Below are 23,184 nucleotides of genomic sequence, written 5' to 3'. Positions count from 1 at the left end.
CGGCGCTTCAGAACCCCGGGCCGCCCACCTTGTCCCCGGCCGCAGCCAACCGACCCCACAACAGGTCCGCCAGACTCCGCACCAACTCGGCGCGGGAACAAGGCCGTTCGCTCAACCACCAGTCACCCGCGGCGTGCATCATCCCGACGATCCCGTGCCCCCACACCCGGGCCAGTTGCTGGCTCCCCGGCCCGAGATCCAGCCGGTCCTCGATGACCTGGGCCAACTCCTCGCCCATCCGCCGAAGCAGCGGAGCCGAATGCACGCCCACGGCGAACCCGGGGTCGCCCGGTGACCCCTCGGACGGATGCATCAGGAACCGGTACACCTGAGGACGTGCCTCGATCGCCGCGAGATAGGTGTCGAGCGTGTTCTCGACCCGCTCCCGGCGGTCGGCCGGGGCGTCCAACGCGGCCCGCAGGGAATTCAGCAGTGCGTCGGTATGCCGTTTGGCAAGGGCGGCGTAAAGCCCGCCCTTGTCGCCGAAGTGCCGGTAGAGGATCGGCTTGGTGATGCCCGCCTCGGCCGCGATCGCGTTCATCGAGGCCTGGGGGCCGTCGCGGAGCACCACTCTGTCCGCGGCCTCGAGCAGCTCACGCCGGCGGCGGTCGGCCGAGCGCTGTTGTTCGGTCCGTTGCGTGGTGTCCATGTGGTATCCCCCTGCTGAATCGGTGACGCCTGCGCAAACTAACACTTCAGTTGCTGCCAGCATCGAACTGGCTGCCGAGCAGTCGTCAGGAGTTGACTTTTCCTACCCGTCGGTAACAGACTGCGGTTACCGCAAGTAACAGGATAGTGCGTCGCCGCTGGAGGGGACATGGCCGAGTTCACCATGGAGCTCAACGACGAACAGAAGGAGGTCCGGGACTGGCTGCACGGCTTCGCAGCCGACGTCATCCGTCCTGCGGCCGCCGAATGGGACGAGCGTGAGGAAACTCCCTGGCCGGTCATCCAGGAGGCCGCCAAGATCGGCATCTACTCCCTGGACTTCTACGCCCAGCAGTACTTCGACCCCACCGGCCTCGGCATACCCATGGCCATGGAGGAACTGTTCTGGGGCGACGCGGGCATCGGGCTCTCCATCGCCGGCACCGGCCTCGCCGCCGTCGGCGTCCTCTCCAACGGGACCGAGGAGCAGATCGGCACCTGGATCCCCCAGATGTACGGCGACGCCAACGATGTCAAGGTCGCCGCGTTCTGCTCCTCCGAGCCCGACGCCGGCTCCGACGTGGCCTCCATGCGTACGCGTGCCGTCTACGACGAGGCCAAGGACGAGTGGGTGATCAACGGCACGAAGACCTGGGCGACCAACGGAGGTATCGCCAACGTCCACGTCGTCGTCGCGGTCGTCGACCCGGACCTCGGCTCCAGGGGCCACGCCTCCTTCATCGTCCCGCCGAACACACCGGGCCTGTCCCAGGGCCAGAAGTTCAAGAAGCACGGCATCCGCGCCTCGCACACCGCCGAGGTCGTCCTGGAGGACGTGCGTGTTCCCGGCTCCTGCCTCCTCGGCGGCAAGGAGAAGCTGGACGAGCGGCTGGCGCGGGCCCGCGAGCGGGCGAAGGCCTCCGGCGGTGAGCGGGTGAAGAACGCGGCGATGGCGACGTTCGAGGCCTCGCGTCCGGCGGTGGGCGCGATGGCCGTCGGTACGGCACGTGCCGCGTACGAGGTGGCCCTCGACTACGCCACGACCCGTGAGCAGTTCGGGCGCCCGATCATCGACAACCAGGGTGTGGCCTTCGCGCTCGCGGACATGCGGACGTCCATCGACGCGGCCCGGCTGCTCGTCTGGCGGGCGTCCTGGATGGCGGTCAACGGCAAGCCGTTCACCGCGGCCGAGGGCTCGATGTCGAAGCTGTTCGCGAGCGAGACGGCCAAGACCGTTACCGCCCAGGCGATCCAGATCCTGGGCGGCAACGGGTACACGCGGGAGTATCCGGTGGAGCGGATGCATCGCGATGCCGCGATCTACACGATCTTCGAGGGGACGAGCGAGATCCAGCGGCTGGTGATCGCCCGCACCCTGTCCGGCATGTCCATCCGCTAGCGATGCCTGAGCGGCGTCAGCTGCTCGATGTCGTACCGCTTCCGCAACTCCTCGATCGCCGCATGATCCGGCGGACCCCCGTTCCCCAGGATCTCCAGCAGCTCCTCGAAGTACCGCTCGTGATCCGGCGGCGGGGACGCCTGGAAGAACATCTTGGCCTGGGTGGCCGTCGGGTTGGCGAAGGCGTGCGGGCATCCGGGCGGTACGACGATGACGGTGCCCGGCGTCGCACGTACCACCCTGGTTCCCGAACTCGACTCCCACTTCTGCCAGTTGTCGGGGGTCCGGATGCGCGGCTCGAAGGCGAGCACGTCCAGCTCGCCCTCGAGGACGTAGAACAACTCCTCGCTGCGGGTGTGCACATGGGCGCCGACGTCGAAGCCCGGGGGGACCAGCACCTCGAAGGTGGATGCCATCCGCGAGTGAGTGCCGGTCACCTTGAAGGTGACGTGCTGGGCCGGTGTCTGGACGACCCGGCCGTGGCCCGGTGGCACGAGCAGTCCCTCCGTCGCCGTCATCGGCACCTCACCACGTCACGGGCAGTGCCTCGGGCCCGCGGATCAACGCGCCCTTCTTGAAGGGCACTTCCCGGGGCGGCACGGCGAGCTTCAGGCCCGGCAGGCGGTCGAGGAGTGCGTCGACCAGGAGCTGTGACTCCAGCCGGGCCAGCATGCCGCCGGGGCAGTAGTGCGGGCCGAAGCCGAAGGACACATGGGGGTTGGGGTTGCGGGCGAAGTCGATCATCTCCGGCTGCGGGAAGACGTCCGGGTCGCGGTTCGCGGAGAGGTACGACACGTAGATCGCGTCGCCCGCCCGGATCCGTACGCCCTTGATGCCGACGTCCTCCATGGCGATCCGGGACAGTCCGACCGCGTTGCGGTGCGGGATGTAGCGCAGCAGTTCGTCGATGGCCTGGGGGCGGATCTCCGGCTCGGCGCGCAGCCGCGCCGCGAGGTCCGGGCGGGTCAGCAGGATGTAGAACATCTGCCCGCTGTTGTTGGTGACCGCCTCGCCGCCGATCTGGAGGAGGACCGCGAGTCCGACGGCCTCCTCCAGCGTCACCTCACCCTTGCCGACGGCGGCGCCGAGCAGTGAGGTGACGTCCTCGCCGGCGCTGCCCTCGCGCCTGCCGATGAGGTCGGCGAAGTACGCGCCCATCTCGTTCTTGGCCTTCTCGCTGACGTCGGCGCCGTGCGAGGAGGACAGGATGAGCTGCGTCCAGGTGTGCATGCCGTGCCGGTCGGCGGCCGGCACGCCCATCAGCTCGCAGATCACCGCGATGGGGAAGGGGCTGAGGACCGTCGCGGTGAGATCGGCGGGCGGGCCGTCCTGGACGAGTTCGTCGATCAATTCGTCCAGCAGGCGACGCGACTTCTCGCGTACCCGCTCCACGCCCTTCGCCGTGAACGCGGCGGCCACCGAGCGCCGCAGCCGGGTGTGGTCCGGCGGGTCCAGGAAGCCGACGGCGCCGCGGGCCGGGATGAAGTGCGGGGCGAGCCGGGTGACCTGCCGGTCCATGACGGCCTCGCGGCTGAACCGGGGGTCGTTGGTCACCATGCGTACGTCGTCGTAGCGGGTGACCAGCCAGGCCCAGCCCTCGCCGTTGGGCAGCTGGATCCGGGTGACCGGGCCCTCGTCCATCAGCTGGCCGAGGACCGGGTCGAAGTCCACGCCCGACAGGTCGAGCGCCGGCCAGTGCCGAACGGGTGGGAGGGTCTCGGTGATCGTCTCTTCGGTCATCTCACGTCGTCTCGTCAGTTGCGGTGCCAGCGGCCCAGGGCCATCTCGGCGGTGATGCCGGGTCCGAACCCGGCGAGCAGCCCGCGCGCCTTGTGCTCGGCGCCGCCCTCCTCGAACAGCCGGCGCAGCGCGTCCAGGACGACGGCGCTGGCGATGTTGCCGTACTCGGTGAGCGTCGACCGGCTGAACCGGAACGCGTGCGGGTCGACCTGGAGGAACTTGCTGAGGTCGTCGAGTATTCGGGGCCCGCCCGCATGGACTATGTAGAAGTCCAGGTCAGCGGCGTCCCAGCCGTGCATACCCGCGAGGTCCTGGAGCGCCGGGGCGAGCGGCTCCATGGTGGCCGGCACCCGCTTGTCCAGCAGGAAGTGGAATCCGGTGGCCCGGACGTCGTACATGATCCACTCTTCGGTCTTGGGGATCAGGTACGAGCCGTTGCGCTCCAGCGTGATGCCCTCGCCTCCGCGGCCGCGGACCGCCGCGGCGGCGATGCCGTCGCCGAAGAGGCCGTTGGACAGCAGGGAGCCGATGCCCAGGTCGGTGGGCTGGTAGCACAGCGAGCAGAACTCGCAGGCCACGATGAGCGCGTTGGCGTCGGGGTAGGCCGTGCAGAAGTCGTGCGCCCGGTTGATCGCCGCCCCGCCGGCCGCACAGCCCAGCTGGGCTATGGGTATCTGGCGGGTGGTGCTGTCGAAGGCCATCTCGTTGATCAGCCAGGCCGTGAGCGAGGGCATCATGAAGCCCGTGCACGACACGTAGATGATCACGTCGATGTCGCTGGTGAGCAGCTCGGCGTCGTCGAGCGCCCGCTGTACCACTGCCGGGACCCGGGCCTTCGCCTCGGCGATGTAGACCTTGTTGCGCTCTTCGAAGCCGGGGTGCTTCAGGGTCTCCTCGATCGGCTGCACGATGTGCCGGGTGCGTACGCCGGTGTTCTCGATCAGCCGGAGGGCCAGCGGCAGTTGGGGGTGGTCGGAGTGGCGGGAGCGTGCCAGCTCCAGCGTCTCCTCCATCGTGATCACGTGCTCTGGAACGGACACCGAGGGTCTGCACAAAGTCGCCATGAACCGTGCCTGCTTTCGCCTTCCGGAAGGCCTGCGCCCCCCGGTCAGAAGGTTGTGCATTCACGATCACCCGGCAGGCTCACGATCTCGCGCCGGACTACTCCAAATCGGGGATCACTGGATTTGCCCAACCCCTACGGCGCGCCCCCACTGCTGTGGGCAATGCATGCGACATCGATCCGATCGGCGAGCTTCGCCAGCTCGATCGTCAGTGCCGCCACCGTGTCCTCGTCCAGCTCCTGCTGCCCGGACTCGACGAGATGCAGCCACCGCGCACCCACCGTCCGCAACAACTTGCTGACATCGGCCGCAGCCACCTGCAAGGTACCGCGGTCGTCGACGATCAGAGGCAGAGTCACTTCGCGGTTCACAAAGGGGATCGTAGCCGCGGAACCCTCACGCTCCGTGCCATACGGTCGTGATGTTGCAGAACTCGCGGATTCCGTGCCCGGACAGCTCACGCCCGTACCCGGACCGCTTCACCCCGCCGAACGGAAACGCCGGGTGGGACGCGGTCATCCCGTTGAAGTACACCCCGCCCGCCTCCAGGTCCCGTACGAAGCGGTCGACCTCGGCGTCGTCGCGCGTCCAGACATTGGAACTCAGCCCGAACGACGAGTCGTTGGCGATGAGCACCGCCTCGTCCAGGTCGCCCGCGCGATAGAGCGTCGCGACCGGCCCGAAGGCCTCCTCACGGTGGATCCGCATCTCGCGGTCGATGCCGGCGAGGACGGTCGGCGGGTACCACCAGCCGGCCTGCTCGGGACGTTCGCCGCCGCACAGCACGGCCGCTCCGCTGCGCACCGCGTCGTCCACCAACTCCTCCAGATCCGCCCGGCCCTGCTCGCTGGCCAGCGGCCCGACTTCGGTCTCCTCCTCCAGCGGGTCGCCGACCCGCAACGCCCGCATTCCCGCCACGAACCGCTCGGCGAACGCGTCGTAGACATCCGCGTGGACGATGAACCGCTTGGCGGCGATGCAGGACTGACCGTTGTTCTGCACCCGTGCGGTGACGGCGACTTGGGCGGCACGGTCGACGTCGGCGGACGGCATGACGACGTACGGGTCGCTGCCGCCCAGCTCCAGCACCGTCTTCTTCACCATGTCCCCGGCGACGGACGCGACCGCCCGGCCCGCGGGCTCGCTGCCGGTGAGGGTGGCCGCCCTGACGCGCTCGTCGCGCAGGATGTCCTCGACCGCGCCGGAGCCGACGAGCAGGGTCTGGAAGCAGCCCTCGGGGAAGCCCGCGCGGTGGAACAGGTCCTCCAGATACAGGGCGGTCTGCGGGACGTTCGAGGCGTGTTTGAGCAGGCCGACGTTGCCCGCCATCAGCGCGGGGGCGGCGAAGCGGATCACCTGCCAGAGCGGGAAGTTCCACGGCATCACCGCGAGCACCGGGCCCAGCGGCCGGTAGCGGACCAGTACGCGGGAGGCGCCGGAGTCCTTCACGTCGGAGTCGGCGGGCTCCTCGTCGGCGAGGAGTTCCGCCGCGTGGTCGGCGTACCAGCGCATCGCCTTGGCGCACTTCGCGGCCTCCGCGCGGGCCTGCTTGACCGGCTTGCCCATCTCGGTCGTCATGACCCGGCCGATGTCCTGCTGGTCCTCCTCCAGGAGATCGGCGGCCCGGCGCAGCAGCAGGGCGCGCTCGGCGAATCCGGTCACCCGGTAGGTGCGGAATGTGGCTTCGGCGAGCTGGAGCCTGCGCTCGAGCTCTTCGGCGCCCATGGCCTCGTACGTCTTGAGCGTCTCGCCGTTCGCCGGATTCACCGTCGCGATGGGCATGGCTGACCTCCTGAGGGCGGCTTTGGTTCGACCTTCCCGCGCGGCGCCGGGGACCGCAACGCGTAGGCCACTGTTCAGCCCGAGTGCTCCGCCAGCCGGTCGAGAAACGCGGCCTGCGCCGTGACGATCACGGCGCGGGCGCGGTCGAGCCCGAACCACTCCACCCGGTCCAGCTCGGGGAACTCCTGCGTCTGCCCCGACCTCGGCGGCCACTCCATGCGAAACGTGCCGGGGACGATCGCCTGCGGGTCGAGTTCGGCCTCGATCGCCCAGACCGTGACGATCTTGCGGTTGGTCTGTGTCACCTCGCCGAGTTCGATCGCCTCGCCGTCCGGCGGCACCAGCCCCAGCTCCTCCTGGAACTCGCGGCGGGCGGCGTCCCAGGCGGTCTCGTCGGGCTCGTACTCGCCTTTGGGCACCGTCCACGCCCCGGCGTCACGCCGGGCGAAGAACGGGCCGCCCATATGCCCGAGCAACACCTCCAGGCCCCGGTCCGTGTGCCGGAACAACAGAAGGCCGGCGCTGCGCTTTCCCTTGGGCCCGGTCACGGGGCGACGTCCGGGTGGGCCGCGAGCAGTGTCTCGACGGTGTCGGCGTCCTCCGGCCGCTTGTCCTCGCGGTAGCGGACCACGCGGGCGAAGCGGAGGGTGACGCCGGCCGGATAGCGGGTCGACCGCTGGAGGCCGTCGTACGCGATCTCGACGACGAGTTCGGGGCGTACGGTGACGACCCAGCCGTCGTCCTCCACGGCCAGCTCCGTCAGGCGCTCGGTCTGCCAGGTCAGCATCGCGTCGGTCATTCCTTTGAAGGTCTTGCCGAGCATGGCGTAGGAGCCGTCGGGGTTGCGCGCGCCGAGGTGGAGGTTGGAGAGCTTGCCGGTGCGACGGCCGTGGCCCCGCTCGACGGCCAGGACGACCAGGTCGAGGGTATGCACCGGCTTCACCTTCAGCCAGGACGCGCCGCGCCGGCCCGCGCTGTAGGGGGCGTCGAGGGCCTTGGCGACGACGCCCTCGTGACCGCGCTTCAGGGTCTCGGCGAGGAAGGCCTCCGCCTCGTCCAGATCCTCCGGCCCGTCCACGAGCGTCCTGCGCACCCGCATCGGCTCGGGCACCAGCCGGGCCAGTTCCGCGTGCCGCTGGGCGAACGGCAGGTCGAGCAGGTCGCGGTCGTCGACGGACAGCGCGTCGAAGAAGACGGGGGAGACGGGAACCGCCTCGGCGGCGGTCGCCACGTCCACACGGGAGCCGACGCGCCCGGCGGTCTCCTGGAAGGAACGCGGTCGACCGTCCGCGCCGAAGGAGAGCACCTCGCCGTCCAGGATGAAGCGCTCGCCGTTCAACTCCAGCGCCGCCGAGGTCAGTTCGGGCAGCCGGTCCGTGATGTCGTCGAGGGTGCGGGTGTAGATCCGTACGGCGTCCCCGTCCCGGTGCACCTGGACGCGGATGCCGTCCAGCTTCTCCTCGACCGCGCAGGCGCCGAGCTTCTCGACCGCCTCGCCCACGGAGGACGCGCTGTGCGCCAGCATCGGCAGGACCGGGCGGCCGACGGTGAGCCGGAAGCGGTTCAGCGACTCGGGACCGTCCGCGAGCAGCGCCTGCGCGACCGTCTGGAGGGATCCGGCGAGCATCACCGCCCGCCGTACATCGGGCGACGGCGCTCCGGTCGCCTGGGCCAGGCCCTCGACCGCCACGGCGTCCAGCGCACCCTGCCGCACCTCACCGGTGATAAGACCGAACAGGAACCGCTGCTCGTCCTCGGTGGCCGCACCCATCAACTCGCCCACCAGCCGGGCCCGTTCCGCCTGCGAACCGGGGCCGGACACCTTGCCGAGCCCCGTGAGCCGGGCGTCCACCTCGCGCACGGTCAGGGTCGGCTCGGCGGCCGGCTCGACGGGGCGGCTCAGCACCTTCCAGCCGACGCCGAGCCGCCCCTGTGGCAGTCGGCCCGCGAGATACGGGATGACGATGGGCACGTCGTCCGCCTGCGCGTCCCGGAACAGCTCCGCGAGCAGAGCGATCTTCCGGGACCGCGCGGAGGTGGCGGCGACCTCCCGGGACACCTGGGCCAGCCGGGTCAGCAGCATGCAGCCATGGTGCAACGGGCTCCGCCGGTCTTCACCCGGACGAACGGTTATTGCCGCAATGGGTCGTCGATCGTCTGCGGGTCCGTTGTGGCTGGTCGCGCAGTTCCCCGCGCCCCTGCGGGCGTCTCGTCCAGGTCCGCGAAGAGCAGCTCTCCGTTGATGAAGGCGCCCGCTCGGTAGCCGCCGCTCGCCGCGTTCACGACCTGCTCGGCGAACCCCATCGCATTGCCCGCGGCCCACACGCCCGGCACGGTCGTCAGGCCGGTCGCGTCGACCACTGGGTACGCGCCGAAGGGGGTCTCGTTCATCTCGGCGCCCAGCTTCTCCAGCAGCCCGGTTTGCGGGACCGCGCGCGGCGCGACGAAGAGCGCCTGGCGGTCGTACGTCGACCCCTCCGCGAGCCGCACGCCGGTGAGCCGGTCGTCCTCGATCACCAGCCCCGCGACCCGGCCGGGGATGATGTGGACGCCCGCCGCGGCCAGCCTGCGCAGATCGTCGTCCGACAGTTCGGCCTCGGTGACCTGGTGCAGGAAGAGCGTCACGTCCTTGGACCACTGGGAGACCATCAGCGCCTGGTGCACGCTCAGCGGGCTCGTCGCGAGCACACCGAAAGCCTGGTCGCGCACCTCCCAGCCATGGCAGTACGGGCAGTGGATCACGTCACGCCCGAACCGCTCGGCGACGCCGGGGACGTCCGGCAGCTCGTCCTTCAGGCCGGTGGTGACCACCAGCCGCCGGGCGCGCACCGTCCGCCCGCTCGCCAGCTCGACCGCGAAGTCCGCGCCCCCGGTGACGTCCACGGCGGTGTCCCGGACGAGCTCGACGCCGTACCGCGCGATCTCCTCACGTCCGACCGCGAGGAACTCGGCCGGGGACATGCCGTCCCGCGACAGATAGCCCTGCATGTGCGCGGCGGGCGCGTTGCGCGGCTCGCCCGCGTCGACCACCAGCGTGCGGCGCCTGGCCCGGCCCAGCACGAGAGCCGCGGACAGCCCCGCCGTGCCGCCGCCGATGACGACCACTTCGTACGTGTCACTGTGTGTCTCGGTCACGGTGACCACCTCCCGTGGGAACGGTCGCGCGCCACTGCCGCATTGACAAACGGATTTGCCGAAACTGCAATGGACCCCATGAGTGACGACGACATGGACGAGGTGCTCGCGGAGGTCGGTCCACGGCTGCGGCGGATTCGGAAGGAGCGGGGCGCCACGCTCGCCGGGCTCTCCGAGGCGACCGGTATCTCGGTGAGCACGCTCTCCCGGCTGGAGTCGGGCCTGCGCAAGCCCAGCCTGGAGCTGCTGCTTCCGATCGCGCGGGCTCATGAGGTGGCGCTGGACGAACTGGTGGGCGCGCCCGCGGTGCGCGACCCCCGGGTGCGGGCCGAGCCGATCCAGCGGCACGGACGCACGTACTGGCCGCTGACCCGCCAGCCCGGCGGCCTCCAGGCCTTCAAGGTCCTGGTGCCGCAGCAGGAGGCGGAGCCGGTGGAGCCGCGGACCCACGAGGGCTACGAGTGGCTGTACGTGATGTCGGGACGGCTGCGGATGGTCCTGGGCGATCACGACATCGTGCTGAACGCCGGGGAGGCCGCCGAGTTCGACACGCGGGTGCCGCACTGGTTCGGGTCGACGGGGGAGGGGCCGGTGGAGTTCCTCAGTCTGTTCGGGCCGCAGGGCGAGCGGATGCATGTGCGGGCACGGCCGAAGCGGGCGTGACGCGCGTAACGGTTCCCTCGGGGGCAAGCGACCGCTTAGTATGCGATGGACCTGGTCGGACGACGCAGTCTGTGGAGGCCCCGCATGCAGGCATGGCAAGTACACGAGATCGGTGAGCCGGGCGAGGTGATGCGGCTCCAGGACGTCGAGCGGCCCACGCCCGGCGACGGCCAGATCCTGCTGAAGGTGCGTGCCGCCAACATCAACTTCCCTGACGTGCTGATGTGCCGCGGGCAGTACCAGGTCCGGCCTCCGCTGCCCTTCACGCCGGGCGTGGAGATCTGCGGCGAGACCGAGGACGGGCGCCGGGTGCTCGCCAACCCCGCGCTGCCGTACGGCGGTTTCGCCGAGTACGCCGTCGCGGATGCGGCCGCTGTCCTGCCCGCACCCGATTCCCTGGACGACGCCGAGGCGGCCGCGCTGCACATCGGCTACCAGACGGGCTGGTTCGGTCTGCACCGGCGGGCCCGTCTGGAGGCCGGCGAGACGCTGCTCGTGCACGCTGCCGCCGGAGGGGTCGGCAGCGCGGCCGTGCAGCTCGGGAAGGCGGCCGGCGCCACGGTCATCGGGGTCGTGGGCGGTGCCGAGAAGGCCGCCGTCGCCCGGAAGCTGGGCTGCGATGTCGTCATCGACCGGCGAACCGAGGACGTGGTCGCCGCCGTGAAGGAAGCCACCGGCGGCCGGGGCGCCGACGTGATCTACGACCCCGTGGGCGGCTCGGCCTACACCCAGTCCACCAAGGTCGTCGCCTTCGAGGGCCGGATCGTGGTCGTCGGCTTCGCCGGGGGGACGATCCCCAGCCCGGCGCTCAACCACGCCCTGGTGAAGAACTACTCGATCCTAGGCCTGCACTGGGGCCTGTACAACACCAAGAACCCCAAGCTGGTCCAGCACTGCCACGAGCAGCTCACCGAGCTGGCCGCCCGGGGCGCCATCAAGCCGCTGGTGAGCGAGCGGGTGCCGCTGGAGGGCGCCGCGGCCGCCGTGCAGCGGGTCGGCGACGGCGTGACCACCGGCCGGGTCGCCGTCGTACCGTCACCGGAGAACGGAGCCGCCGTATGACCGACGCAGCCGAACTGAGGCGCCGCACAGCCGAGTTGTTGGCCGAGCACCCACCCGCCGGCACGGACCGGACCGACTTCCTCAAGGCCCGATTCGACGCCGGACTCGCCTGGGTGCACTACCCGGAGGGCCTCGGCGGACTGGGCGCCCCGCGTGCCCTCCAGGCCGTCGTGGACGCCGAGTTGGAGGCGGCGGGCGCCCCCGACAACGACCCCCGGCGTATCGGCATCGGCCTCGGGATGGCCGCGCCGACCATCCTCCGCTATGGCACCGAGGAGCAGAAGCAGCGCTTCCTCAGGCCCCTGTGGGTCGGCGAGGAGGTCTGGTGCCAGCTGTTCAGCGAACCGGGCGCCGGATCGGACCTGGCCGCGCTCGGCACCCGCGCCGTTCTGGAAGGCGACGACTGGGTCGTCAACGGGCAGAAGGTCTGGACGTCCAGCGCGCATCTCGCCAGCTGGGCCATCCTCATCGCCCGCACCGACCCGGACCTGCCCAAGCACCAGGGCATCACGTACTTCATCTGCGACATGACCGACCCGGGTGTCGAGGTCAGGCCGCTGCGCCAGATCACCGGCGAGGCCGAGTTCAACGAGGTGTTCCTCACCGACGTCCGCATCCCGGACGCGCACCGCCTCGGCGGAGTCGGCGACGGCTGGAAGGTCGCGCAGACGACGCTCATGAACGAACGCGTCTCGATCGGCGGCATGCGCATCCCGCGCGAGGGCGGCATGATCGGGCCCGTCGCACAGACCTGGCGCGAACGCCCCGAGCTGCGCACCCACGACCTCCACCAGCGCCTGCTGAAGCTCTGGGTCGAGGCCGAGGTCGCCCGCCTCACCGGCGAACGCCTGCGCCAACAACTCGTCGCGGGCCAGCCCGGCTACGAGGGTTCCGGCATGAAGCTGTCCTTCGCCCGCCTCAACCAGGAGATCAGCGGCCTGGAGGTCGAACTCCTCGGCGAGGAGGGCCTGCTGTACGGCGACTGGACCATGCGCCGCCCCGAACTGGTCGACTTCACCGGCCGCGACGCCGGCTACCGCTACCTCCGCTCCAAGGGCAACAGCATCGAGGGCGGGACCAGCGAGGTCCTGCTGAACATCGTCGCCGAGCGCGTCCTGGGCCTGCCCGCCGAGCCGCGCACCGACAAGGACGTCGCGTGGAAGGACCTGGCCCGATGACAACACAGCGCACACAGCCTGATCTTCTGTACTCGGAGGAGGTAGAAGCGCTCCGCTCCGCCGTCCGCGACCTGCTCACCGATCACTGCGACCCGGCGGGCGTGATCGCCCGCACCGAGTCCGACACCCCGCACGACGTGTCCCTGTGGAAGTCCCTCGCCGATGCCATGGGCCTCGCCGGGCTCCTGGTGCCCGAGGCGCAGGGCGGCCAGGGCGCCTCGCACCGCGAAGTCGCCGTCGTCCTGGAGGAGTTGGGGCGCGCGGTCGCCCCCGTGCCCTATCTGACGAGCGCCGTGGTCGCCACGGAGGCCCTGCTGGCCTGCGAGGCCGACGACCTGCTCGCCGAGCTGGCGTCCGGACGGAGGATCGGCGCCCTCGCGGTCGCCCTGAACGTCGCCCCGGACGGCGCCTTCAAAGCCGTACGACGTGAAGACGGCGCCCTGCACGGCGAGTTGACCGGCATCGCGGACGCGGCTGCCGCGGACGTGCTGCTCGTGCCCGCTGACGACGGTGGGCTGTACGCCGTCGACGCCGGGGCCGTGACCGTCGTACCGCAGGTGTCGCTGGACCTGACGCGGCCCGTGGCGCGCGTGGTGCTGGAAGGTGCTGCTGCACGTCGGTTGGGCGACGCCGAACCCGCCGTACGACGGGCTCTGCGGGCCGGAGCCGGGCTGCTCGCGTCCGAGCAGCTCGGGCTCGCCGACTGGTCGTTGACCGAGACGGTCCGGTATCTCAAGGAGCGCAAGCAGTTCAACCGGCCCGTCGGCGGGTTCCAGGCGCTCAAGCACCGGCTCGCGCACCTGTGGCTGGAGGTCGTGGGCCTGCGCGCGGCCGCCCGGAACGCCGCGGACGCGCTCGCGACCGGCGAGGACGTCGACGTGGCGGTCGCCGTCGCACAGTCCTACGCGGCGCCGGTGGCCGTCCACGCTGCCGAGGAGGCGCTCCAGTTGCACGGCGGTCTCGGGATGACCTGGGAACACCCGGTGCACCTGTATCTGAAGAGGGCCAAGGCGGACTCGATCGCGTACGGCAGCGCGGGCGGGCACCGTGCCGCGCTGGCCGAACTGGTCGACCTGCGCACCCCCTGACGTTCACCTGGGAGTAGTCCGCGGGAAGCCCGTCCCACCAGGGGCGGGCTTTTCGGTGTGGCTTCGGCCAATGAAGTGAACTGACGACGGCAGTCCGGCCAACTCCCCTTCCCAACTGGTTTCTTGGGCCTTGCTCGAACGCATACTCGCTGAGGTTTCACATCGGAACTCCTCGGGGAGAGAGCATGGCCCACACCACCCGTCGCAGAGCCCTCACCCTCGGCGCCGCCCTCGCGAGCGCGCTCGTGGTGCCCGCCTCACAGGCGTTGGCGGGCGAGCAGAAGAAGCACTACCCGCGCCCCCTCTGGCGCGCCCACGCGCACAACGACTACGAGCACCCCCGTCCCCTCCTCGACGCCCTCGACCACCGCTTCGGCAGCGTCGAGGCCGACATCTGGCTCGTCGGCGACCAACTCCTCGTCGCGCACGACGAGGTGGACCTCGACCCGGCCCGCACCCTGGAGTCCCTCTACCTCGACACGCTCGCGGCCCGGGTGAAGGCCAACCACGGCTCCGTGTACCGGGGTTACCGCGGCTCGCTCCAGCTGCTCATCGACGTCAAGACCGAGGGCTCGTCGACGTACCTCGAACTCGACCGGCATCTGCGGCGCTACAAGGGCCTGTTCACCACGTACGCGCACGGCCGGGTGCACCCCGGTCCGGTCACCGCCGTGATCTCCGGCGACCGCGCGGCCCGGGTGCCCATGGAGGCCCAGACCGTACGCCGGGCCTTCTACGACGGCCGGCTCACCGACCTCGGCACCTCCGCGCCCGCCTCCTTCGTCTCGCTCATCAGCGACAACTGGACGCTCAACTTCACCTGGCTGGGCGTGGGGGACTTCCCCGCCGCCGAGCGGCAGAAGCTGCACACGATCGTCCAGTCGGCGCACGCGCGCGGGCAGAAGGTCCGCTTCTGGGCCACCCCGGACATCGCGGGCCCCGCCCGGGACGCGCTGTGGGCGGAACTGCTGGCCGCGGACGTCGACTACCTCAACACCGACGACCTGATCGGCCTGGAAGCCTTCCTGGACGCGCACCGGTCGGCCTAGACACCACACGTTCGGAGGACACGCCAGCCGCCCGGACGAACCCTCCGCTACGCCACACTCGTGGCCGAACGCCGCGAAGTGGACGTGGCGGAGGAGGTTTTCGATGGCCGTGTCCATCTCTGTGGTGCTGCTGCTGTTGATCCTGGCGGTGACGTTCCTGCGCAACGGCGGGCTGAAGCCCACCCATGCGATTGTCTGCGCGCTGCTCGGGTTCTACATGGCGAGCTCGAGCATGGCGCCGACCATTCACAGCGGCCTCACGGCGACCGCCGACATCGTCAGCAGTCTGAGACCGTGAGGCCACCGCATCCGTCAGGGGGCAGAGAAGACCCCGATGCCGTTCGGGACGGGGCGTTCCGCGCCGCCCGCGGGGTGGTTCCGTACGGTGACGGCGGCCGCGCCCGGCGCACGGGCGACCAGCGTCGACGACCCGCCGCCGTCCAGGCTGAACGCGTCGACCGAGCCCAACTGCCGCATGATGTCGGCGACTTCGGCGATCGTCAGTCCGGTGCGGTACTCGACGGCGCCGTCCAGCGCGAGCAGAAACACGCGCCGTCCGCCGTCCGCGATGCCCACGGCGCTGCGCACCGCCGCGGTCCTGTTGTCCAGCCCGGGCAGCTGCTGTCCGTCGGCCAGGACCGGGTAGCCGCCCAGGGCGAAGCGGTACGGAACCCCGGACGCGGACGCCACCAGACGGTGCCGGACCGCCACGCGTTCGCCGGCGTAGAACTTCCGGAGCTGCTGGGCGCCTGCCTCCCGGCCGACCAGCACGGTGCTGCCCCGGGCGATGGGGCCGCTGCCCGGCGTGTCGGCGCTCGACACGACCCGGCCGTCGCGGACCGTCACCTCGTAGGTGTCGGCGCTGCACGGCGCGGCCCGGTCGGTGTCCGTGCCGCAGGTGGCGCGCACCCGGGAGACGCTGCCCCAGTCGGAGGTGAAGGCGCCGACGGAGCCCACCGGCAGGGCGTACTGGTTGAGCCCGCCGAGCGGCAGTTGCCCCTCGGGTGTGCGGACCGACCCGGCCAGGGCGAGGCTGTCCAGCCGGGCCCGCCGGTCGGCGCCGACACCGAACACGTCCTTCGTGCTCGTGCCGGGCGGCAACGCCGGGCCGAAGCGCTGGCCGTCGGGTACCGCCGCCTTCAGGACGCCGCCCCTGGCGATCGCCGGACCCACGCTCGCGCCGGTCGCCTCCACGCCCGGGTGCTGGGTCTCGGTGATGTTGAAGAAGTCGCCGTTGACGCCCCCTACCGCGCCCTGGGCGTCGGCCAGCCCGGAGACGGTCTCGCGTGCGGCCACCGCCCCCGGATACAGCAGGCCGAGGCGGACTTTCGGATTGCGCAGGTCGACGCTCAGCACATGTGCGTGCGTCACACCTTTGGCCGCATGGATGTCGAACTGCTCGTAGGTGACACCCGGCGCGATGCGTGTGTCGCCCCGGACGGCGGCGGCCGGTGCCGCCCCCGTCAGGGCCGCACCGGCCAGCGCGCCGAATGCCGTGAGAAACGTCAGCAGCGCTCTACCCGCTCCGAACCGTTTCTGACGATGCGTCACAAGTCCCCCCTGAGGTCGCGTCACATGTCGTGGAACTCAGGGGAATTGGACCAGACGGTGGTGACCGCCGGGGTGCCTATGCGCCGACCAGCCGGGAACGGATCAGGAAACGCACTCCTTCGGGTGCTTCCAGGGAGAAGCCGCTGCCCCGGCCCTCGACGACGTCGACGATGAGCCGGGTGTGGCTCCACACGTCGTACTGACTCCTCGACATCCAGAAGCCCACCGGCTCCTCGACCCCGTCGACCGCCAGCTCCGCGAGCAGCACGTCCGAGCCGCCCGTACGGAACTCGCCCTCCTGATAGCACATGGGCGCACTGCCGTCACAGCAGCCGCCGGACTGATGGAACATCAGCGGACCGTGCGCCTGCCGCAGCCGACGCAGCAGGTCGGCGGCAGCGGGCGTGAGCTCGACACGCGGGATCTCCTCATCCATGCCGACAGCGCAGCATGCGGGAGGTTGCGAGGGGGTTGCACACCCCGTGTGCTCAGTCGGACGGCGTTCCTTCGTGGACGAGACGGCCGGCGAACCAGGTCTGCTGGACACGGGTGGCGTGGATCTGCTCGACGGGGGTGTCGAAGACGTTGCGGTCCAGCACGATGAAGTCGGCGGACATGCCCGGTGCGATCTGCCCGGTCTGCCCTGCCAGGCCCATGGCCCTCGCGGCGTTGACGGTGTGGGCCCTGACGGCGGTGTCGAGATCGAGGGCCTGGTCGGCCGCCAGTGAGCCGGGGAACATCGGGTCGGGGCTGCGCCGGGTGACCATGGTCTGGATGCTCAGCCACGGATTCGGCAACGGCATCGCGACGGGCCAGTCGGATCCGGCGGCGATCAGGGCGCCCGCCGCGTGCAGCTCCCGCAGCGGCCAGATGCGTTCCATGTAATGGTCCTGGACCTGCTGGGCGATGGTGCCGTTCATGGGATTCGGGAACCACAGGACCGGTGAGGCGTCGGGCACGACACCCAGCTCGGCGAAGCGGGCCACATCGTCGGGATGGACGAACTCCGGGTGTGCGATATGGAACACCGGCCCGTCACCATGTCGTTCGCGCATGACTGCCACGGCGTCGAGAACCTGGCGCACCGTTGCGTCCGCGGTGGCGTGCAGCTTGGCGTGCAAACCGTGCGAGAGCGCGTCCTCCAGCAGTTGGAGAAGCTCGTCGTCGCTGAACAGTCCTTCACCGTGGAACGGGCACGCATGACCCACGGGGACGCCTTGAGGGGCGAACGGGTCGGGCTTGTACGGGTCGAGGAACTTGGAGGTCCGGGTCATCGGCACACCGTCGAGAATCCCCTTGACGAAGTCAGGTCGCACATGGGCCGAGCGGCGCTTGGGTGCGGTGGCGAACAGGTCGTTGCCCACCGGCCCTGACTCGATGAACTCCCTGGCCGGCATGGATCCCACGATCCAGGCGTTGAGCTCGCCGGCCCGGTCGAGTTCGGTGAACACGTCCAGCCAGGCGCCCATGGTCGCCGCGTCCTGTGTCGCGGTGACACCCACCGAGTTGAGGATCGACACGGCCGTACGAGCCGACCGGAGATCCCGCTCATGCAGATCCCCGGAACTCCGTCGGGCAGCCAGTTCGGCATCAGTGGAAGGTCGGCCGAGCAGCAGTCCGACCGGGCGGCCCGCGGTGTCACGCACGTAACTCCCGCCGACCGGATCCTGCGATGCGGCATCGACACCGAGGATTCTCAGGGCCCGGGAATTCACCCACCGGTTGTGCAGTGAGTCGTCCCGCAGCATTACCGGCCTGCCCAGACTCGCCTCGTCCAGAGCTGCCAGCATTTCCGGGTCGCCCATCGCATGAAACACCGGACTGATGACGACGCCGCCGACGACCCATTCGTCCGGACCGAGCCGGCCCGCCCGGTCTCGAACCGCCCCGAGGATCTCCTCGACACCGAACATCGGAGAGAGCACGAGTTCCCACGCGGCAGCCTGGCCACCGAAACCGACGTGGGAATGCACGTCGATCAAGCCCGGCATGACCATGCCGCCCTCGGCTTGCACGGTCCGGGTCCGCGCATCGGTCACGGCCTTGACCTCGTCCTCGTCGCCCACCGACACAATCGTTCCGTCACGCACGGCGAAGGCCTGCGCCCATGGCCGGGCGGTGTCGAGGGTGCAGACGACGGAGCCACGGACAACGAAGTCGGCCGCTCGGCGGTCCTGGGCAAACATGTGGCCAACTTTCCAGGCGCATCGGAGGGTGCAGCTTCAAGGCTGGGGAAAATTCCCCTTTGTCACTTCAGGGAACGCTACCGAAGAGGCCGAGGTCAGGCCTCTCCCGGCGCGATTGCTTCATGAATTGAAGCGGCGTCACCGATATAGCGTGGAATCGACGACGAGTTCTCACCCGCTGAAGGAGCTACACCGTAGGGAGTTCTCATGCACGGTTACGACCACGTCGTGGTGGGCGCCGGCACCGCAGGGTGTGTGCTGGCGGCACGGCTGTCGGAGGGTGGCGGGCGCGTGCTGCTGCTCGAGGCGGGCAGCGCGACGGCGCCGGCGGCGGTGGCGGTGCCCCCGGCCTGGCCCACGCTGATGGGATCCATGGCCGACTGGGCCGATCGAACCGTGCCTCAGCGAGCCACCGGCACAAGCGTCGCCTGGCCACGCGGGCGCGGTCTCGGCGGTTCCTCGTCCATCAACGCGATGAACTTCGTGCGGGGGCACCGGGCCGGCTACGACGCCTGGGTCGCGGCCGGCGCGAAGGGCTGGGGGTTCGACGACCTGCTGCCGGCCTTCAAGCGCAGCGAACACACCGAAGGGCGCGATCCCGCGCTGCGCGGTGTCGACGGCCCGCTCAGGCCCGGCCCCGCCATCGAGCGGCATCCCATCGCGGAAGCCGGCCTGGAGGCAGCCGGACAGGCCGGTCACCCGATGGCGCGGGACATCAGTGGCGGCCTGGAAGAGGGCTTCGGCTGGTGCGATCTGAACATCGTCGACGGCAGGCGCCAAAGCGCGGCGGATGCCTATCTCACCCCGAACCTGAGCCGGCCGGGCCTGGATGTGGTCACCGACGCGCTGGTGCACCGGCTGCTGTTGGACGGCGACCGGTGCAGGGGGGTCGAGTACAGCGTGGGCGCCGAGACGTTCGTCGCCGAATGCGCGGAGGAGGTCGTGCTCACGGCGGGCACCGTCGGGACTCCGCAGCTGCTGATGCTGTCCGGCATCGGACCGGCGGATCACCTGGAGGACATGGGTGTCCAGGTGGTCGTGGACCTGCCAGGCGTCGGGATGAACCTGCACGACCATCCCATGTGCGGCGTGGTCTACCGGTCCGCCCGGCCGGTACCGCACGGGACCAACAACCACGGTGAGGTCCAGGGCCTGCTGAGCACGGGGATCGGCGAGCACGGCCCGGACGTGCAGATCATGTTCGTGGACGTTCCGCTGCGCGCGGAGTCGTTGCCGGGACCCGACATGGAGAACGGATACGCCGTCATGGTTTCCCTCGTGACGCCGTTCAGCCGGGGTTCGCTCCGCCTGGCCGACACGACGCCCGGCGCACACCCGGTGATCGATCCCGCGTACTACTCCGATCCGCGCGACGTCGAGATCGTCGTCGCCGGACTGGGGATCGCCCGTGAGATCGGCGCCGCGCCCGCACTGGCACCTTGGCGCGCCACGGAAGCGCTGCCCGGACCGGACGTGCGGGGCGAGGAAGACCTGCGCGGCTACGTCCGGAGCAACATCCGGAGCTACTCGCACTACGCCGGTACCTGCGCCATCGGCACCGGCGAGAGGTCCGTGGTCGACCCCAGCCTCCATGTGCACGGCATCAGCCGGCTACGGGTCGCCGACGCGTCGGTCATGCCCTCGCCGATCTCCGCCAACACCAACGCGACCGTCTACGCCATTGCCGAGCGAGCAGCGGAACTCATCAGTTCCTGACGAGTACCGCCGATACTCGAGAAGGACGGCCCGAAACCGTCATATCGCAGCAAACACAACCTTTCGTAAAAAAGGACGGTATCGATCGTGATCAGTCGTCGTCAGTTCTCCGCACTGGGCGCGGGAGTCGCGGCAGCCACGCTCTCCGCGACTGCTTCGGCCCAGGCGGCAACCCCGAGGCCCAAGCGTGCTGTGCGCAATGTCGTGCTCGTGCACGGTGCCTACGCGGACGGCTCCTCCTGGTCGAAGGTCATCCCGCTGCTGCAAGCGGCGGGACTGAACGTCATCTCGGTGCAGAACCCGCTCACCTCGCTCGCCGACGACGTCGCCGCCACGAACTTCGCCCTGGCACGCCAGGAAGGGCCCACGGTCCTGGTCGCCCACTCCTACGGCGGCACGGTCATCTCCCAGACCGGGCTCGCCGCGAACGTCACCGGACTCGTCTATGTGGCCGCCCGCGCCCCGGAAGCCGGCGAGGACTTCGCCGCGCTCGCCGCGAAGTTCCCCACCCCTCCGGTCAACGCCGGGATCATCACCTCGGGCGGGTTCAAGTACCTGGGCCGGCAGGCGTTCCTGGAGGACTTCGCGAACGGCGTGCCCAGGAAGGAGGCCCTCGCGCTGTACGCGGCCCAAGGGCCCTTCTCGGTCGCGCCGCCCACCACGAGTGTCGCGGCCTGGCACCAGAAGCCGTCCTGGTACGCGGTCTCGAAGAACGACCGCACCATCAATCCGGACCTCGAGCGCTATATGGCCCGGCGCATGAACGCCACGACCATCGAGGTCGACGCGGGCCACCTGTCGCTGGTGACGCACCCGCAGACGATCGCCGGACTCATTCTGCAGGCCACAGCGAGGAGCTGACGTGCAGTCGGGTGCGCCCGCGCTTCAGCGGGCCGTCCCCGCGGGCGCCGCGCTGGTCTGGCGTACCCGGAGTTCCATCGGAATGTAGCGGGGTTCGGTGTCACCGTCGGTGGCCATCAGGGTCTCCAGCCCCTGGGCTGCCTGCCGGCCCAGTTCGTCGCGGGCCAGCGAGGCTGTGGTGAGCCTGCGCGAACTGGGCAGGTCGTCGACGGAGATGTCGTCGCAGCCGATCACCGACATGTCCTCGGGGACCCGTAGGCCCGACTCCTCCAACGCGGCCACCGCACCGAGCGCCACGAGGTCGTTGTAGGCGACCACAGCGGTGACGCCACTGTCCCGAATCGCCCCGGCCGCGTCATAGCCGTGCCGCGCCGTATGGCCGCAGGGGACGATCGTGACGTCGACTCCGAAGGCCGCCGCGGCCTCGAAGGCCCGGATCCGTTCCGCATTGGCCCAGGACGCCTCGGGGCCGCTGAGGTAGGCCACACGGCGATGCCCGAGCTGGGTGAGGTGACCGCAGACGAGGGTCATCCCGCCGTAGAAGTCGACGGAGACCGAGGGGACGCTCAGCCCGGGGACGACCCGGTTGACCAGCACCATGGGATGGCCGCGCAGGGCCAGATCGACGAGCGCGGTGCGGTCCATGCGGGGGGAGCACAGCAGTACGCCGTCACAGCAGCGCATCAGATCCGCGGCCAGCTCGGGCTCGCTCGCCGCGTCCTCGTCCGACTCCATGACCATCACCCTGCGCCCGTGTGAGCGGGCCACCGCGGAGACGGACTTGAGGACATCGGGAAAGTACGGGTTGGACAGGTCGGGCACGAGGACGCCGATCGCGCCGGCCTCGCCGCGAGCCAGGCCCTGGGCGGCGGCGTTGGGGCGATAGCCCAGTTCGGCGACCGCGCTCTGCACGCGGCGCACCAGTTCGGGGTCGACCCGGGCGGTGCCGTTGAGAACACGGGAGACGGTGGAGGTGGACACCCCTGCCGCCGTGCCGACATCGGTGATCGTGACACGCCGCTGGCGCGCCACCGATCTGGCGGCGGACCCGCTCGTCGTCTCCGGAACGTTCGAAGTAGTCAAACCCAGCTCTCCAAGGCCCTTGGCTCATCGCCAGCGTAGTTCGTCGTTCACCGTGCGGGCGGCGTGCTCCCGGGGGCGGGCAGCATTCCGCGCAAGTGCTCCAGGTCCCGGCGGACCGCCGCGAGCGGGTTCTCGGCCGGGTAGTGGACATGGAGGGAGAGCGGGCCGGCGTAGCCGAGCCCGGTGAGGCCGGACAGGATCGTGGGCCAGGGGACGACACCGCCGTCGGCGAGCGGCTGCCATCGGCAGTGCCAGGATCCTTGCGTCTGACCGGGTTCCCACACCGCGTTCTTCACGCCCACGCAGCCGACACGGCCGAGACCGCCGAGCGTGTCGAGGGTCAGACGAAAGTCCTCGCTCCCTTCCTTGGCCTGGTTGCCGGGGTCGGGGTGGACGAGGACATCGTCGCGGCCTGCCAGGAGCCGTGCCGCGTGTGCGGCCGAGGGGTGCAGCGTGCCGTGGTGCAGCGCGAGCACGAGCCGCACGCCGTTTCGGGCCGCCAGGTCGGCGAGGCCCGCGAGGTCGCGACGGGCCCGGTCCAGCTCGAAGGCGTAGTCGGCCGCCGCGTCGTAGCGATAGAACCCGACGCGCATCAGCGTCACGCCCGCTTCGGCGCAGTGCCCGATGACGCGCTCGGCCTCGCTGTCCGCCGAGGTCAGATCCGTGCTGACCAGGCCGAGCCCGAGTCCGTTGCCGTCCAGGGCCCGTGCCGTCTCGGCCAGGCGCGACGGTGTGCTCGGTGTGACGGTCTGTCCGTCTCTGACCAGCAGATCGGCGCCGTCCGCGCCGGCCTCCGCCAGCCGGGCGGCGAGTTCCTTGGGCGACAGCGCACCGAACGGCTTGGTGAGGACGAGGACGTGCACGACGTACTCCCTTCCGGCGAGATCTGTGAAAGCGCTCCCTGAAAGATACCCGCATCACTGTTCAAGGTCGATTGCTTCGCACAAAGATGCAGTTCAAGTAGGTGAATGGAGGCTTC

The 23,184-nt window shown here is 70.2% G+C and carries 23 protein-coding genes; 9 read left to right on the top strand and 14 right to left on the bottom strand.

What is annotated here, in order from left to right; genetic code table 11:
• Window positions 1–7: 7 nt before the first annotated feature.
• Window positions 8–649: a TetR family transcriptional regulator gene (locus ACIHFB_RS05380; RefSeq protein ID WP_365270389.1), complete on the bottom strand. Its 642-nt coding sequence runs from the start codon at window positions 647–649 to the stop codon at window positions 8–10.
• A 168-nt stretch (window positions 650–817) separates the two neighbouring features.
• On the opposite strand from ACIHFB_RS05380, the gene ACIHFB_RS05375 reads away from it, so the two are divergent.
• On the top strand, window positions 818–2,047 hold the full coding sequence (locus tag ACIHFB_RS05375) for an acyl-CoA dehydrogenase family protein (RefSeq protein ID WP_400125354.1): 1,230 nt from the start codon (window positions 818–820) through the stop codon (window positions 2,045–2,047).
• On the opposite strand, the gene ACIHFB_RS05370 is transcribed toward ACIHFB_RS05375, so the two are convergent.
• The 8 genes from ACIHFB_RS05370 to ACIHFB_RS05335 all read right to left on the bottom strand — a co-directional run bounded on the left by ACIHFB_RS05370 (window position 2,044) and on the right by ACIHFB_RS05335 (window position 9,777).
• A complete protein-coding gene (locus ACIHFB_RS05370; protein WP_400125352.1) occupies window positions 2,044–2,565 on the bottom strand; it encodes a cupin domain-containing protein in 522 nt (173 codons plus the stop codon). The two genes, ACIHFB_RS05375 and ACIHFB_RS05370, sit on opposite strands and share 4 nt — an antisense overlap.
• Before the next feature lie 7 nt (window positions 2,566–2,572).
• Complete coding sequence (locus tag ACIHFB_RS05365) at window positions 2,573–3,787, bottom strand: cytochrome P450 (protein WP_400125351.1); 1,215 nt, start codon at window positions 3,785–3,787, stop codon at window positions 2,573–2,575.
• 14 nt (window positions 3,788–3,801) lie between these two features.
• The gene (locus ACIHFB_RS05360) at window positions 3,802–4,911 is read right to left on the bottom strand and encodes a type III polyketide synthase (protein WP_365270377.1); all 1,110 of its coding nucleotides are present in this window, start codon (window positions 4,909–4,911) and stop codon (window positions 3,802–3,804) included.
• Between the two features lie 74 nt (window positions 4,912–4,985).
• Window positions 4,986–5,222: a DUF6213 family protein gene (locus ACIHFB_RS05355; protein WP_365270374.1), complete on the bottom strand. Its 237-nt coding sequence runs from the start codon at window positions 5,220–5,222 to the stop codon at window positions 4,986–4,988.
• Window positions 5,223–5,247: 25 nt separating this feature from the next.
• Entirely contained in the window at window positions 5,248–6,633 is a 1,386-nt protein-coding gene (locus ACIHFB_RS05350) for an NADP-dependent succinic semialdehyde dehydrogenase (RefSeq protein WP_365270371.1), read from the bottom strand.
• A gap of 74 nt (window positions 6,634–6,707) precedes the next feature.
• Window positions 6,708–7,181, bottom strand: coding sequence for an NUDIX domain-containing protein (locus ACIHFB_RS05345; RefSeq protein WP_365270368.1), 474 nt, complete (start codon window positions 7,179–7,181; stop codon window positions 6,708–6,710).
• Window positions 7,178–8,716 (bottom strand): ATP-dependent DNA ligase, encoded by a 1,539-nt coding sequence (locus ACIHFB_RS05340; RefSeq protein WP_400125349.1) that lies wholly within the window; start codon window positions 8,714–8,716, stop codon window positions 7,178–7,180. Before ACIHFB_RS05340 ends, ACIHFB_RS05345 begins: the two co-directional genes overlap by 4 nt.
• 47 nt (window positions 8,717–8,763) lie before the next feature.
• The gene (locus tag ACIHFB_RS05335) at window positions 8,764–9,777 is read right to left on the bottom strand and encodes an NAD(P)/FAD-dependent oxidoreductase (protein ID WP_365270362.1); all 1,014 of its coding nucleotides are present in this window, start codon (window positions 9,775–9,777) and stop codon (window positions 8,764–8,766) included.
• A 69-nt stretch (window positions 9,778–9,846) separates the two neighbouring features.
• Here ACIHFB_RS05335 and ACIHFB_RS05330 point away from each other — a divergent pair, with 69 nt between their 5' ends.
• From ACIHFB_RS05330 to ACIHFB_RS05305, 6 genes are all read left to right on the top strand, one after another.
• Complete coding sequence (locus ACIHFB_RS05330) at window positions 9,847–10,431, top strand: helix-turn-helix domain-containing protein (RefSeq protein ID WP_400125348.1); 585 nt, start codon at window positions 9,847–9,849, stop codon at window positions 10,429–10,431.
• An 84-nt stretch (window positions 10,432–10,515) separates the two neighbouring features.
• Entirely contained in the window at window positions 10,516–11,493 is a 978-nt protein-coding gene (locus ACIHFB_RS05325; RefSeq protein ID WP_365270356.1) for an NADPH:quinone oxidoreductase family protein, read from the top strand.
• Window positions 11,490–12,671: an acyl-CoA dehydrogenase family protein gene (locus ACIHFB_RS05320; RefSeq protein WP_365270353.1), complete on the top strand. Its 1,182-nt coding sequence runs from the start codon at window positions 11,490–11,492 to the stop codon at window positions 12,669–12,671. The genes ACIHFB_RS05325 and ACIHFB_RS05320 overlap by 4 nt, the downstream gene beginning before the upstream one ends.
• Window positions 12,668–13,759, top strand: a complete 1,092-nt coding sequence (locus ACIHFB_RS05315; RefSeq protein ID WP_400125346.1) for an acyl-CoA dehydrogenase family protein — start codon at window positions 12,668–12,670, stop codon at window positions 13,757–13,759. Before ACIHFB_RS05320 ends, ACIHFB_RS05315 begins: the two co-directional genes overlap by 4 nt.
• A 185-nt stretch (window positions 13,760–13,944) precedes the next feature.
• Complete coding sequence (locus ACIHFB_RS05310; RefSeq protein ID WP_400125344.1) at window positions 13,945–14,808, top strand: phosphatidylinositol-specific phospholipase C/glycerophosphodiester phosphodiesterase family protein; 864 nt, start codon at window positions 13,945–13,947, stop codon at window positions 14,806–14,808.
• Between the two features lie 103 nt (window positions 14,809–14,911).
• A complete protein-coding gene (locus tag ACIHFB_RS05305; RefSeq protein ID WP_365270344.1) occupies window positions 14,912–15,106 on the top strand; it encodes a hypothetical protein in 195 nt (64 codons plus the stop codon).
• A gap of 14 nt (window positions 15,107–15,120) precedes the next feature.
• Here the strand turns inward: ACIHFB_RS05305 and ACIHFB_RS05300 are convergent, their stop codons facing one another.
• The 3 genes from ACIHFB_RS05300 to ACIHFB_RS05290 form a co-directional block, all read right to left on the bottom strand.
• Window positions 15,121–16,359: a phosphodiester glycosidase family protein gene (locus tag ACIHFB_RS05300; RefSeq protein ID WP_400125342.1), complete on the bottom strand. Its 1,239-nt coding sequence runs from the start codon at window positions 16,357–16,359 to the stop codon at window positions 15,121–15,123.
• Between the two features lie 76 nt (window positions 16,360–16,435).
• The gene (locus ACIHFB_RS05295) at window positions 16,436–16,795 is read right to left on the bottom strand and encodes a DUF779 domain-containing protein (RefSeq protein WP_365270338.1); all 360 of its coding nucleotides are present in this window, start codon (window positions 16,793–16,795) and stop codon (window positions 16,436–16,438) included.
• A gap of 52 nt (window positions 16,796–16,847) precedes the next feature.
• The gene (locus ACIHFB_RS05290) at window positions 16,848–18,545 is read right to left on the bottom strand and encodes an amidohydrolase (protein ID WP_400125340.1); all 1,698 of its coding nucleotides are present in this window, start codon (window positions 18,543–18,545) and stop codon (window positions 16,848–16,850) included.
• Between the two features lie 207 nt (window positions 18,546–18,752).
• Between ACIHFB_RS05290 and ACIHFB_RS05285 the strand changes: the two genes are divergently transcribed.
• Both ACIHFB_RS05285 and ACIHFB_RS05280 read left to right on the top strand, forming a co-directional pair.
• Complete coding sequence (locus ACIHFB_RS05285) at window positions 18,753–20,261, top strand: GMC family oxidoreductase (RefSeq protein ID WP_400125338.1); 1,509 nt, start codon at window positions 18,753–18,755, stop codon at window positions 20,259–20,261.
• 87 nt (window positions 20,262–20,348) lie between these two features.
• A complete protein-coding gene (locus tag ACIHFB_RS05280) occupies window positions 20,349–21,122 on the top strand; it encodes an alpha/beta hydrolase (protein ID WP_365270329.1) in 774 nt (257 codons plus the stop codon).
• Window positions 21,123–21,146: 24 nt separating this feature from the next.
• Here the strand turns inward: ACIHFB_RS05280 and ACIHFB_RS05275 are convergent, their stop codons facing one another.
• Together ACIHFB_RS05275 and ACIHFB_RS05270 are read right to left on the bottom strand one after the other, a co-directional pair.
• Window positions 21,147–22,205, bottom strand: coding sequence for a LacI family DNA-binding transcriptional regulator (locus ACIHFB_RS05275; RefSeq protein WP_365270326.1), 1,059 nt, complete (start codon window positions 22,203–22,205; stop codon window positions 21,147–21,149).
• Window positions 22,206–22,252: 47 nt separating this feature from the next.
• Window positions 22,253–23,068 (bottom strand): sugar phosphate isomerase/epimerase, encoded by an 816-nt coding sequence (locus ACIHFB_RS05270; protein WP_365270322.1) that lies wholly within the window; start codon window positions 23,066–23,068, stop codon window positions 22,253–22,255.
• Window positions 23,069–23,184: the final 116 nt, after the last annotated feature.

Origin of the sequence: Streptomyces sp. NPDC051963, assembly GCF_044593495.1 — a bacterium.
Lineage (GTDB): Bacteria > Actinomycetota > Actinomycetes > Streptomycetales > Streptomycetaceae > Streptomyces.
The sequence above is the reverse complement of the archived record's forward strand: the minus strand, read 5'-3'. Positions and strand labels throughout refer to the sequence as shown.